At 59.6% G+C, this 13,144-nt stretch carries 12 protein-coding genes; 1 reads left to right on the top strand and 11 read right to left on the bottom strand.

Annotated features, from left to right (window positions below):
* Window positions 1-2 precede the first annotated feature (2 nt).
* The 5 genes from KTN04_RS13725 to KTN04_RS13705 all read right to left on the bottom strand — a co-directional run bounded on the left by KTN04_RS13725 (window position 3) and on the right by KTN04_RS13705 (window position 4,707).
* Window positions 3-422 carry a YccF domain-containing protein gene (locus tag KTN04_RS13725; protein WP_217335809.1) on the bottom strand — a complete coding sequence of 140 codons (420 nt, stop codon included), beginning with the start codon at window positions 420-422 and terminating at the stop codon, window positions 3-5.
* 83 nt (window positions 423-505) lie between these two features.
* Window positions 506-1,633, bottom strand: coding sequence for a cell division protein ZapE (gene zapE, locus KTN04_RS13720; RefSeq protein WP_217335808.1), 1,128 nt, complete (start codon window positions 1,631-1,633; stop codon window positions 506-508).
* On the bottom strand, window positions 1,630-2,460 hold the full coding sequence (locus KTN04_RS13715; protein ID WP_217335807.1) for an ion transporter: 831 nt from the start codon (window positions 2,458-2,460) through the stop codon (window positions 1,630-1,632). The genes zapE and KTN04_RS13715 overlap by 4 nt, the downstream gene beginning before the upstream one ends.
* 69 nt (window positions 2,461-2,529) lie before the next feature.
* Window positions 2,530-4,467, bottom strand: a complete 1,938-nt coding sequence (locus KTN04_RS13710; protein WP_217335806.1) for an alkaline phosphatase D family protein — start codon at window positions 4,465-4,467, stop codon at window positions 2,530-2,532.
* A gap of 54 nt (window positions 4,468-4,521) precedes the next feature.
* Window positions 4,522-4,707: a hypothetical protein gene (locus KTN04_RS13705; RefSeq protein ID WP_217335805.1), complete on the bottom strand. Its 186-nt coding sequence runs from the start codon at window positions 4,705-4,707 to the stop codon at window positions 4,522-4,524.
* Between the two features lie 214 nt (window positions 4,708-4,921).
* Between KTN04_RS13705 and KTN04_RS13700 the strand changes: the two genes are divergently transcribed.
* A complete protein-coding gene (locus KTN04_RS13700) occupies window positions 4,922-5,362 on the top strand; it encodes a hypothetical protein (RefSeq protein WP_217335804.1) in 441 nt (146 codons plus the stop codon).
* Window positions 5,363-5,463: 101 nt separating this feature from the next.
* Here KTN04_RS13700 and KTN04_RS13695 read toward each other — a convergent pair whose 3' ends face one another.
* From KTN04_RS13695 to KTN04_RS13670, 6 genes are all read right to left on the bottom strand, one after another.
* Complete coding sequence (locus tag KTN04_RS13695) at window positions 5,464-7,353, bottom strand: propionyl-CoA synthetase (protein WP_217335803.1); 1,890 nt, start codon at window positions 7,351-7,353, stop codon at window positions 5,464-5,466.
* 92 nt (window positions 7,354-7,445) lie between these two features.
* On the bottom strand, window positions 7,446-8,339 hold the full coding sequence (gene mmsB, locus KTN04_RS13690) for a 3-hydroxyisobutyrate dehydrogenase (RefSeq protein ID WP_217335802.1): 894 nt from the start codon (window positions 8,337-8,339) through the stop codon (window positions 7,446-7,448).
* Between the two features lie 67 nt (window positions 8,340-8,406).
* Window positions 8,407-9,504: an enoyl-CoA hydratase/isomerase family protein gene (locus KTN04_RS13685; RefSeq protein WP_217335801.1), complete on the bottom strand. Its 1,098-nt coding sequence runs from the start codon at window positions 9,502-9,504 to the stop codon at window positions 8,407-8,409.
* Between the two features lie 28 nt (window positions 9,505-9,532).
* Window positions 9,533-10,309 carry an enoyl-CoA hydratase gene (locus KTN04_RS13680; RefSeq protein WP_217335800.1) on the bottom strand — a complete coding sequence of 259 codons (777 nt, stop codon included), beginning with the start codon at window positions 10,307-10,309 and terminating at the stop codon, window positions 9,533-9,535.
* 12 nt (window positions 10,310-10,321) lie between these two features.
* Window positions 10,322-11,476 carry an acyl-CoA dehydrogenase family protein gene (locus KTN04_RS13675; protein ID WP_217335799.1) on the bottom strand — a complete coding sequence of 385 codons (1,155 nt, stop codon included), beginning with the start codon at window positions 11,474-11,476 and terminating at the stop codon, window positions 10,322-10,324.
* Window positions 11,477-11,561: 85 nt separating this feature from the next.
* On the bottom strand, window positions 11,562-13,055 hold the full coding sequence (locus KTN04_RS13670; RefSeq protein WP_217335798.1) for a CoA-acylating methylmalonate-semialdehyde dehydrogenase: 1,494 nt from the start codon (window positions 13,053-13,055) through the stop codon (window positions 11,562-11,564).
* Between the last annotated feature and the right edge of the window lie 89 nt (window positions 13,056-13,144).

The raw sequence follows: 13,144 nt of genomic DNA, 5'->3' as shown, positions 1-13,144 counted from the left end.
CCTCACTCCACCCAGCGCTGACGATCGCTGTCCACCACCGTCTGCCCCACTGGGGCCAGGGCGATCATCGCCAGTTTGAGGTGCTGAATGCCGAAGGGGATGCCGATGATGGTGATGAAGCAGGCCACGGCGGACATCAGGTGACCGATGGCGAGCCAGACGCCGGCAAAGATGAACCAGATGATGTTGCCGATCAGGCCCAGCACGCCGGTGCCGATGTCATCGCGGCCGGTGAGGTCGCGGCGGTTGACCGGTTCCTTGCCAAAGGGGAAGAAGGAAAAAGCCCCCAACACGAAGCAGGAACGTGCCCAGGGGATACCGACGATGGTGATCAGCGCCAGCAGGCCAAAGAACCACCAGGCCAGCCCCATGATCAGGCCGCCGAATACAAACCAGATGATATTGCCCAGTAATCGCAGCATTGTGTTTCCCTCCTTGGCAGCATCGATGGGTTTCCACGCTGCACATGTTGATGTGATGAGCCGTGTTGCGCCCGGCTCAGGGCTTAGGCATTTAGTGATCGGCCAAAGCGTTCGAACTGCATCTCGCGCAGCCGGCTAAGGGTGCGCTTGAAGGCAAAGCCCAGATACCCATCGGGGTACAGCGCGTCCATCGGCACCTCTGCCTCGATCAGCAGGGGGACGCCGCGGTCGTAGCATTCATCGACCAGAGCAATAAAGCGGCGGACGCCATTATCACGCACCGACATGCGTGGCAGCTGACGGTCCCCTGCCACTACGCGACTGGCACCATCCTCGGTACCACGAGCGATGCGTGCTTCCTGACGCTCGGCCACCAGGCAAGGCACCTCACTGAGCAATATCTGGCGAAAACGATCGCAGAGTTGGATGTAATCGTTGGCCGCCAGTGGCACTTCACAGAGCTGATCATAGCGACACCAGAGTTGATATTCATCCTGTTGCACCACGTGGATCTGGCGGCTGCCCAGCGTCAGAGGCTCGGAACGACGCTCACCCTGCCGGTGGGCATTGAACGCGGTTGCCAATGGCGTCCGCCCGCTCTGCTGCACCCAGTAGCGCTGCACCGTCACACCCGGATGCAGGCGGTGATCTTCAGGGCCGTTCACCGCCAGTATCTGCATACCGGCCTGGATCGCGTTGATGGCGGGCACAAAGCGTTCACGGTTGAAGCCGTCAGCATAGAGCTGCTCCGGCGGCTGGTTGGAGGTCGTCACGATGACCACACCTTGCGCCAGCAAGCGCTGTACCAGCCCGCCCAGCACCACCGCATCGCCGATATCACTGACGAAAAACTCGTCCAGACAGAGCACCCGCACCTCTTGCCCAAGCGTAAAGGCCAGCGCGTCCAGCGGGTTGACGGTGCCCTTGAGCTGAAACAGGCGCTGGTGCACCCAGCGCATGAAGTGATGAAAATGCTGGCGGCGCGCAGGCACTCTCAGGCTGTTATGGAAGCTGTCCATCAGCCAGGTTTTGCCACGGCCTACCGCTCCCCAAAGGTAGAGCCCCTGCACCGCAGCACCCCGCGTGCGTAATGGATCATGCAGCTGGTCGTGCAGCTGCTGCAGACTATCCACGGCGGTGGACTGGGCAGCATCGGGCGCAAAGCCTTGGCGCAACGCCTGCTGATAGTACTGCAGCGGGCCCGGCTTCATCCTTTGCCCTGCTCCTCCAGACGACGCTCGATACGCTCAAGCTGTTCGCTCATCAGCACCATACGCTCACGCATCCAGTGGACTTCGGCCGCTTCGCCTTCGCCGCTTTCCAGCTGTTCGGCTGCGCTTTCCTTCTGCATCACGTCCAGCACGATACCAATCATCATGTTAAGGAACACGAATGCCGTCAGGAAGATGAAGGTCAGGTAGTAGATCCAGCTGTAGGGGTAATCATCCATGGTGGCGTACATGACATCGGTCCAGTCCTCGAAGGTGGCGACGCGGAACAGGGTCAGCATGGCGATACTGATATTGCCCCAGAGCACCGGATCCACGCTGTTGAACATGAAGCTGCCGATGGCGGCATAGATATAGAAGATGATGAACATCAGCAGTGCGACATAGCCCATGCGCGGAATGGACTTGACCAGTGCCGCCAGCAGTACGCGCAACTCGGGAATCATCGACACCAGTCGCAACACGCGGAAGACGCGCAACAGGCGTGCGACCAGTACCATTTCCGAATCATTGATCGGTACCAGACTCGCCACCACGATGATGAAGTCGAAAATGTTCCAGCCGCTGCGGAAGAAGTTCAGCAGGCGTTTTTCCGCCGCCATGCGCACGATGATCTCGAACAGGAAGAACAGGGTAACGCCCAGGTCCAGCCAGCGCAGCAGCTGATCAAAGCGAGAAGCCTCTTCATAGGTTTTGGCACCGATCAGCAATGCCGAGGCGATAATCACGCCGATGACGAAGGTCTCGAATAGCTTGTTGGCGCGCAGACGTTCCAGACTGTCCTGCAGGCGGTTCCAGTAAAGCTTCATGGTGAACACTTCTCCGCAACAGATGCGATGGGAATTGATAACGGCCGCGGATTATACGCCAGCGCCGCTTCAGCCCCAATGCTCCTCTTCATCGCTCAGATCGAAGCGTACGTCATGACCATCCGCCCCCAGCTGCCAGACCTCTTCCGGCTCGCCGTCTGCAGCAAAACGTACCAAGCCGATGCCGGCATTATTGACCAGTCGACACCCTTCCGCCGCACCTTCGGGCCGGCGTGGCGACACCCGCATCAGACGTCGACGGGTAAACCAGTTCAGCGGCGACGACGGTGCGTAGAGCCAGCGGTTCAGGCGGTCGAAAATTTTCAGCAGGCGGTGCGGAAATTCATTTTTCAGGCCGCTGCTGGTGATCTGCCAGATCTTGGGGCTGCCCTTGCGGAAACGGATTTCGATGTCGTAGACAAAGGAATAATGCACATCACCCGAGAGGATCACGAAGTGCTCGGGCGTGCGCGTGTGACGAAAAATGTTCAGCATCACGTTAGCGGCACCGGGGTGCGACATCCAGTTTTCGGCGTCCACCATCAGCGGCTGGCCAAAAGCGGTAAATGCCTTTTGAATGGTCTCGATCAGCTTCACGCCAAAGATCGGCGCCGGTGATACCAGAATGACAGCCTTGCGATCCAGCAGCTGTTGTTGCAGTTCCGTCAAGGCTTCCCAATCCATCAACCCGGAGGGGCTGCGCAGGTTGCGCTCGGCACGCCAGCGCCGGGTGCGTGTATCGAGCACCAGCACGCCCGGGTCAATCGGGATCAGGTAGTCCCAGCGCTGGAAAGCAATCAATTCACCGATCAACGTCTGTTGATCGTCAGGCGCCTGACTGTCCAACCATGACTCGACATGCTCACCCAGGTGCTTGCGGATCTTGCGGGGATCATTGCCACTGCCCTGACACAGCAGGTAACCGATCAGGGCGTTGCCGATGATCTGGCGCGAGAACGGGTGGCCATAGGCCGACATCTCCCAGGCGGCCGACAGGTTCCAGTCATCGGTCACATCATGGTCATCGAAAATCATGTAGGTGGGCAGGTGCGCCATGACCCGTCGCACCTGCGGCAGCTGGGCACGAAAACCGCTGACGGCTTCATCTTCGCTGTCGTATAGGGCTGCATGCCCCGGCGATAGGGGCGGTGCTGTCAGCTTCAGGTTCTGCCAGGCCAGCGGCGACCATACCAGGCAGTAACTGGCGATCACTTCCGCAAAGGTAATCAGGTGGTTATGCGCCGAGTCGCTGGTGAAGATCGGCTTGCGCACCCCCGCAAAGAAGCGCTCGCGCACATCTTCACTCAACGGGTCTTTCGGCAGCAGCTGTTCACGTTCGTAGTAACAGTGCGGGCTCTGCCGCAGGGCCACACCATTGGCCACCACGTCACCCGGCAATTGCTCGTCCCAGAGCCCAAGGCGGTCACTCAAGCAATGTGCCGCTCGTAACATGGGGCCAGCCACATCGTCGGCATACAGCTGATCACCGCTGAGCATCAGCGCGGCCGGCAACTGCTCCGGTACATCGAGGTGGCGCTCAACCCAGGCATCCGCCCGTGCCAGTCCGTCCTTGGACGGGTGATGCGGCTTGCGGCAGGAGCCATGCAGAATCGAGGTCAGGCGCGGCTGTAGTACAAAACCGGGCAAGCGCTCGCCGGGGTACAGCAGTTCAGGCCCCCATTCGGTCAGTGAGCACCAGCCCTGCCCATCGATCCGCGTCCTCAAGTCATATTCGATTCGCTCGCCCTGAGGCAGGGCCTGGTCGGTTGTCACGTGCAGCAGGCAGACCCAGGCCCGTTCCCCGACCTGCAATGACCAGCATTCGTCAGGATGCAGGGGACGGTCCAGCAGAGTTGACTGCGTTGACTTCAACTGCAGCGCAAACTCAAGCGGACGTGTTGTCAGGCACCAGATCGTGATCTCTTCCGGGGTCACCCGGCGCAGGATGGGGCCAACAAGAACGGCAGGCAGTGTAGCGGTAGTGGCGGGGGTATGAGCTTCAGACATGGGCAAAAGCCGGATGCCAGGCATCCGGCGCAGGTCTCCGAATCGGGCGTGATATCAGTGCAAGGGTTCCTCGTATTTTTTACGAATGGCCATTAAAGCAGGCTGAATATCCAGCGGGGCATAGTTCATCGCCTGTTCAAACAACTCCTTGTTTGCCTCAGAAAGACGCTCTTCTTCGCTCATGGCAGACAGCTGCTGCATCGCTTCAATAAACTTGGGATGGGGGGTGTTCTGGCTCATGGCATGCCCTCTTCTATGACGGCAGATCGGAATGACTCTGCTCAGGGCCTATTGTGCCTAGGAGTGCGCTCAAGCACCACCCCAACCACAAACCCGCGCCAGATCAAGGCCAGCCCCGATAGCAATTGTTGATATGCCAAACGGGTGTTAGCTTATGTCCATTACTGCCGCGCTGACGGCAAATAAAGGATCATTCATGCAAGGAGATGCAACCATGTCAGTCGACCCCCGTAACGTCATTCTCGCCCGTATTTCCACCGGACTGAGCGAGATGCTTGGCCAGATGGGTGCTCATGCCACCATGCGCGACATGGGCAGTCACAGCAGCAGCGAATTGTGGCCAGACTGGCCCCAGCAGCTGCCGCCGGCGGAAGCCTGCAGCCTGCTCGCCGATGCACTCAGCAATATCGGTACCTTTGACAAGGTCAACATGGAACCCGAAGGCGATAGCGTCAAAATTCGAATCAAGGGCTGTGAGTTCAATCACCTGGGCCAGGTGGAATCGTCACCGGTCGGCCAGCGTTCCATCTGCTTTTTCGGCTTTGGCCTGATCGAGAAATCACTCGAACGTCTTACCGGCAATCAGTATCGCGTTGAGCTGCTGCATCATGACACGGCTGAAGATACCTGCCACGAAATTGCCCGTTTCCGTTAAGCATAAAAAAGGGGGAAGTCACTTCCCCCAAGTCCGAGAGTATCAATCCGATAAGATCGATCTGCGTGGGGAAGCCGATTTCGGCTCCCCGTTAGCGATAATCAGGCAATACCTACCGCTTTAATTTTGTCTTCGATCTCACCCAGGATGCTTTCATCGTCGATGGTAGACGGTGTTGTGTAGCTTTCCTGAGCCGCGATCTTGCGCAGGATGGCACGCAGAATCTTGCCCGAACGCGTTTTGGGCAGGCGCTGCACCACCACGGCACGACGGAAGCAGGCCAGCGCGCCCACTTGCTCACGCACCATCGCCACTAGTTCCTGCTCCAGTTGCGTTTCGTCGATCTCGACGCCGCCCTTGAGCACGATCAATCCGACCGGCACCTGCCCCTTCAGCTCGTCCGCAATGCCGATCACGGCACATTCGGCCACGGCGGCATGGGCAGATACGACCTCTTCCATCTCCCCGGTCGAGAGGCGATGGCCGGAGACATTGATGACATCATCGGTGCGCCCGGTGATATACACGTAGTTATCGGCATCCTTATGGCCGCCATCGCCGGTGTGGTAGTAACCGGGGAAGGTGCTCAGATAGGAGCTCACAAAGCGGTCGTTATTGTTCCAGATGCTCCAGGCGACACCCGGCGGCAAAGGCAGCTTGATACAGATATTACCCGCCTCACCGGCTGCCACCGGCTCGCCATCGCCGTCCAGTACCTGAATGTCATAGCCCGGAATCGGCTTATTGGTCGAGCCCAGACGCGGCGCGGACGGGTTGTCCCAGCCCATCATCGGTGCCGTCACCGGCCAGCCAGTCTCGGTTTGCCACCAGTGGTCGACCACCGGCACCTGCAACAGGTCGCTGAGCCATTGATAAGTGGAGGAATCCAGCTTCTCACCGGCCACCATCACCCGGCGCAGACTGCCCAGGTCGTACTGCTTGGCCAGTGCACCTTCGGGGTCTTCCTTGCGCACGGCACGAAACGCCGTGGGCGCACAGAACATAGAGTTGACCTTGTACTCCTCGATGATGCGCCAGAAAGCACCGGCATCCGGGGTTTTGATCGGCTTGCCTTCATAGAAGATGGCGCTGCAGCCGCCCATCAGCGGGCCGTAGACGATAAAGGAGTGGCCCACCACCCAACCGATATCGGAGGCGCCCCACCAGACATCACCGGCTTCCATGCCGTATACGTTGTTCAGGGCAAAGCGCAACGCCACGGCATAGCCACCGTTGTCACGCACGATGCCCTTGGGCTGGCCGGTAGTGCCGGAAGTATACAGGATATACAGCGGGTCAGAGCCTTTCACCGGCACACACTCGGCCGGTTCGACGCCTTCCTGGGCCTGATACCAGTCCAGATCACGGCTAGGGTCCAACTCGGCCTTCAGCATCGGTCGCTGGCACACCAGGGTATGCAGCGGCGTATGCTCGGCCAGTTCTATCGCTCTGTCGACCAGCGGCTTGTAGGCGATCTGCTTGTCGAACTCGATGCCGCAGGACGCCGTCAGAATCACCTTGGGCTTGGCATCGTCGATACGGATTGCCAATTCGTGGGGCGCAAAACCGCCAAAGACGACCGAGTGCACCGCCCCCAGGCGGGCGCAGGCCAGCATGGCCACGGCCGCTTCGGGAATCATCGGCATGTAGATGACCACGGTATCGCCCTTTTCAACCCCCAGGTTGCGCAGGGCACCGGCAAAGCGGCTGACGCGGCCCTGAAGGTCGTTGAAGGTGATCGCTTCCTTGGTGTTGGTCACGGGTGAATCGTAGTATAGCGCGACCTGCTCGCCGCGCCCCTGCTCGACCTGATGGTCAACGGCCAGGTAACAGGTGTTCAGCTCACCGTCGGCGTACCAGCTGTGGGTGCCCCAGTCGGTGGTGGTCAGAATGGTTTGGGGCGCCTTGTACCAGGCGATGTTGTTCGCCTGCTCGGCCCAGTAGGCTTCGGGGTTGTCGATGGAAGCCGCGTACTGCTCGTTATAATCCATGCTCTACCTCGTATTATTCTTGTTATCACGGGCGGCACCTGCAAGTACCGCCTCAAGGCCCGGCGTTCTGAATGCGCCGGTTCAGCCGGGTATCAGTCGACGTCCTGATACAGCTTGATCAGGCTGGAGAAATCGAGTCCACCATGACCGGCCGACTTGTGCAGGTTGAACAGTGCACGGGCCGCCGACCCCATCGGGGTGGCCGCCGCACTCTGCTGGCTCACTTCCATGGCCAGTCCCAGGTCCTTGAACATTAGATCCACCTGGAAACCGCCCTGGTAGTCACGGGAGGCCGGCACGCTGTCCATCACGCCCGGGAAGGGATTGTAGACCTGCAGTGCCCAGTTATTGCCGGAGCTCTGCTTCATGATGTCGGACAGCACGGCCGGATCCAGCCCGTTCTTGACGCCCATGTTGAGTGCTTCACAGGTGCCGGCCATCAGAATGCCCAGCAGCATGTTGTTGCAGACCTTGGCAATCTGCCCCGCACCGTGGTCACCGGCATGGAAGATGTTCTTGCCCATGCACTCCAGAATCGGCTGTGCCAGCTGGAACTGCTCTGGCGAGCCACCGACGATAAAGGTCAGCGTGCCAGCCTGGGCACCGCCTACACCGCCGGACACCGGTGCATCAATAAAGCCAATGCCCTTTTCGGCACCGGCAGCGGCGACGCGGCGCGCGGTTTCGGCATCGATGGTGGAGCAGTCAATGACCAGAGTATGCGCATCAACCAGGTCAAACAGGGGCTGGTCACCGGATACATAAAGGCCTTCCACATGCTTGCCGGCCGGCAGCATGGAGATAACGAAATCAACGCCCTTGGCCGCATGCTGGGCACTGTCGGCAATCTGGCAGCCCTGCTCGGCCGCCACTTCCAGCGCCTTGGGAGAAAGGTCGAACGCCTTGACGGCATGACCGGCCTTGGCCAGGTTGGCCGCCATGGGGCCGCCCATGTTGCCCAGGCCAATGAATGCAATTGTTGCCATGATGTAAGTCCTTGTTGTTATTGTAAAAGTATACCTTAGGGGCTGCCAAAGCCGCCCCGTTCAAATATCAGAGATCCGCCAGCGGGTGCTTCGGCCACGGGGCCTCGAACAGGCCGTTGAGGAAGTCCGGATCAACCTCTTCAACGCTGTCGAACGTCCAGTTCGGCTGGCCGTCCTTGTCGATCAGCAGGGCGCGCACGCCTTCCTGCAGCTCGCGGTGACGGCAGCACTGCACCGATACAATCAGCTCCTGCTGGAACACCTCGCGCAATGACAGATGGCGGCAGCGGCGCAGCTGTTCGTGGATCAGCTTGATCGACAGCGGACTGCCGTGTCCGATCGCCTTCTGTGCCCGCTTGACCCATTTGTCGTCGGACTCGACTGCCAGCAGGGCCTCGACCATCTCTTCAACGGAGTCATGGTCGGTCACCTCGCGGATCAGGTCCTCGTGCGCACGAATGGGGGCCGGCATGTCGGCAAAAGTCGCGCGGCATTCTTCCTCGAGTTCACGCAGCACGCGACTGACCACACCGCCAGCATCCTCGCCCCATTCTTCATCGCGCAAACGCTCCAGCATGCCGTCACGCATGTCGGTGGTCAGGGCACGGTCAGCCAGCCCAAGATGCAGGGCATCCGCGGCATTGATCGGATTGCCGGTCAGGCCAAGGAACAGGCCGGTGCCGCACTGCATACGGTTGAGGAACCAGCTGCCACCGACATCCGGGTACAGGCCGATGGTCACTTCCGGCATCGCCAGGTGGGTTGTTTCAGTCACCACACGGTGGCTGCAACCATTCATCAGACCCATGCCTCCGCCCATGACGATTCCGCTGGCCCAGCAGATGACCGGTTTGGGATAGGTGTGCAGTGCGTAATCAAGCCGGTACTCGCGGCTGAAAAACTGATCCGGAAACTCGGTATCGCCTTCAACCATCGACTTGTACAGGTTGACGATGTCGCCACCGGCACAGAAAGCCTTGTCGCCACTGCTGTCCAGCAGGACGGCCACCACATTGGGGTCATCACGCCAGGCATCCAGTTTGGGCTGGATCAGGTCAATCATTTCCAGGGTCAGGGCGTTCAGCGACTTTTCCGCATTGAGGCGGATTTCGCCGATGATCTGACCGTCCCTGGTCGTGTGTTCGGTAAACAGTACACAGCTCATGCTCGGACTCCCGATTGATTGCCGGCGATTAGCGATTTTTCCATTCGGCCTTGCGCTTCTCGAGGAAGGCATTGACCCCTTCGCGCTGATCTTCAGTGTGGAACAGGTCCACGAACAGCTCGCGCTCGATAATATAGCCCTGATCCAGCGGACGGCTGCGACCGGACTGGATCAACGTCTTGCAGGCCGCAACAGCCGAGGGGCTCTGCTCGCCGACCTGCTCGGCCAGCTGCAGCGCACGCTCCAGAGCCTGCCCCTGCTCGACAACTTCTTCCACCAGGCCGATCTCCAGCGCCTTGTCTGCCTTGACACGCTCGCCGCATAGAATCATTTTCTTGGCCCAGCCCTCACCCACCAGCCAGGTCAGGTTCTGGGTGCCGCCGGCACAGGGCAGCAGCCCTACTTTCGCTTCCGGCAAGGCCATCTGCGCTTGAGCTTCGGCCACACGCAGATCACAGGCCAGCGCCACTTCCAGGCCGCCCCCCATGGCAAAACCGTTGATTGCCGCGATGGACACGCCTCGGAAACGGCTCAGGGTTTCGAAAGCCTCGCCAAACAGGCGGGCCATATCACGGGCCACGCTGCGATCACCATCGGCAAATAGCTTGAGGTCGGCCCCGGCAGAGAAGAATTTCTCGCCCTCGCCCGTGAGCACCAGACTCCAGATATCGCGGTCAGCATTGAGACCTTCGACAATCTGCACCAGCGCCTGCAGACTATCAGCCGTCCAGGTGTTGGCCGGCGGGTTGTTCATGGTCAGCAATGCCGTGTGACCACGTTTTTCGACACGAATCAGTTCAGACATCCCCTGCTCTCCTTATAGCTCGGCTGCGCCGTCCGCCAGCACGCGGCGGGAAATGATCAGGCGCATCACTTCATTGGTACCTTCCAGAATACGGTGAACGCGCGTATCACGCAGGTAGCGCTCCAACGGATATTCCTTGATATAGCCATTGCCACCGTACAGCTGCAGGGCTTCGTCGCAGATGTTGTAGCACACATCGGTGGCGAAACGCTTGGCCATGGCACAATAGGTTGTGGCATCCGGATGACCCAGATCAAGCTTGCTGGCGGCAAGGCGTACCATCTGACGCGCCGCAACCAGCTCGGTCTGCATGTCTGCCAGACGGAACTGCAGTGCCTGGAAATCGGCCAGACGCTTGCCGAACTGCTTGCGCTCCAACATGTATTCACGGGCCTTGTTCAACGCCTGCTGGGCGGTACCAACGGAACAGGTGGCAATGTTGATGCGGCCACCATCCAGTCCTTTCATGGCAATCTTGAAGCCTTCGCCTTCCTCCGCCAGCAGATGTGAGGCCGGCACACGCACGTCTTCGAAGGTCACCATTCGCGTGGGTTGGGAATTCCACCCCATCTTGTCTTCCTTGCGGCCATAGCTGATGCCATCACTTTTGGCATCGACGGCAAAGGCAGAGATCCCGGCGGCACCCTCGCCGCCGGTACGCGCCATCACCACCAGCACATCGGTACTGCCGGCGCCGGAGATGAACATCTTGCTGCCGTTGAGGATGTACTCGTCACCTTCACGGCGGGCGGTGGTTTTCAGCGAAGCGGCATCGGAACCCGCATTGGGTTCGGTCAGGCAGTAGGATCCCAGCAACTGACCGCTGGCAAGCCCCTCGGCCCACTGTTCGATCACAGCCGTACCACCGAACTCCGCCACCATCCAGCTCACCATGTTGTGAATGGTGATATACGCCGTGGTGGAGGTGCAGCCCATGGCCAGCTGCTCGAAAATGATGCTGGCATCCAACCGGCTCAAGCCCAGACCGCCCACACGATCAGGGGTGTACAGCGAGCAGAACCCCAGCTCACCGGCTTTTTGCAGCACATCAACCGGAAACACGGATTCCTGGTCCCACTCGGCCGCGTGCGGTTCCAGTTCGTTCTGAGCAAATGCCCGTGCCATGTCGGCAAAGGCGATCTGATCTTCGTTCAGTTCAAAATCCATTCCATACCTCGGACACGCTTTATTATTGTTATGGCCCGGCTGCGGCATGCACCTCCACCGGGCTCTCGGCTATCAAAGCCGCGTTTTATTTCAGCTGGATGGTCATGTTCGGACCGGAGGCGATATCGTCCTCGAACCAGCGTGCGGTAACGGTCTTGGTTTCGGTGTAGAACTTCACCGCCTGCTTGCCATAGGCGTGCTGATCGCCGTAGAACGACTTGCGCCAGCCGGTGAAGGAGAACATCGGCAGCGGCACCGGCACCGGCACGTTGATGCCGACCTGGCCTACCTTGATCTCGTGCTGGTACTTGCGCGCCGCCGCACCTGAGGAGGTAAAAATGGACGTGCCGTTGCCGTAAGGGTTCTCGTTGATCAGGGCGATGGCTTCTTCCAGTGTATCCACCTCAAGCGCGATCAGCACCGGTCCGAAGATCTCTTCCTGGTAGATGGACATGTCGCGGGTGACGTTGCGGAACATGGTCGGGCCGACCCAGTTGCCGTCCGGGTAACCCTCGACGACACATTCACTGCCATCCAGAATGCAATCCGCACCGGCATCCTTGCCTTCCTGGATCAGACCCAGCACACGCTCACGTGCCTGAGGGTTGATCAGCGGACCGTAACCGGCTTCGGGATCGTTCCAGGCGCCCGGGCGCACCTTGGCCAGAGCATCACGTACTTCCGGGATCCACTCGCGGGATTCACCCACAAAGACCGCCACGGAGATTGCCATACAGCGCTGGCCACCGGCGCCGACGGAGGCACCGGCGATGTTGTTGACCACCTGATTCTTGGAGGCATCCGGCATTACGACCATGTGGTTCTTGGCACCGGCAAAGGCCTGTACACGCTTCATGTGATCAGTACCGGTACGGTAGATATGCTCGCCCACGTTGACGGAACCCACGAATGAGATCGCCGGGGTATCCTTGTGGGTCAGAAGCTGGTTGACCACATCCTTGGTGCCGTGGACGACCTGCAGTACGCCATCCGGCGCACCGGCTTCCTTGAACAGCTCGGCCAGACGCATCGGCGTAAGCGGGTCCTGCTCGGAAGGCTTGAGCACGAAGGTGTTGCCGCAGGCGATTGCCATCGGGAACATCCATAGCGGGATCATGGCCGGAAAGTTGAACGGGGTAATACCGACACAAACGCCCAGCGGCTGGGTGATGCTGTAGCAGTCGATTTTGCGGGCCACGTTTTCAACGGTTTCACCCATACTCAGGGACGCGATGTTGCAGGCATGTTCCACCACTTCGATACCACGCCAGACATCACCCTTGGCATCTTCGAAGGTTTTACCGGTTTCCTGAGCCAACAGCTCGGCCAGTTCGTCATGGTGTTCTTTCAGCAGGTGCTGGTAACGCAGCATCAGGCGGGCACGGTCGCCGATGGAGGTTTCTTTCCAGGTCTCAAACGCCTGCTTTGCCGATTCAACGGCACGCTCGACTTCCGCTTCAGTCGCACAGGGCACCTGCGCCAGCACTTCCTGTGTCGCCGGGTTGGTGACCGGCAGCCACTGGCTGGCTTCGCTCTGAACAAATTCGCCACCAATCATGAGCGGTACATGCTGAGTCATTCGTTTCACCTTCACAGTCTTCGGTTTTTGTTGTTATGCCTGACAGCCACGCTGCTGATGTTTACGTCAACGTAAGCTCTTGACCATTT

Origin of the sequence: Marinobacterium weihaiense (assembly GCF_019061305.1) — a bacterium.
GTDB classification, from domain to species: Bacteria; Pseudomonadota; Gammaproteobacteria; order Pseudomonadales; family Balneatricaceae; genus Marinobacterium; species Marinobacterium weihaiense.
Note: the sequence above shows the minus strand (reverse complement) of the source record. Positions and strands in the feature narration are given on the sequence as shown.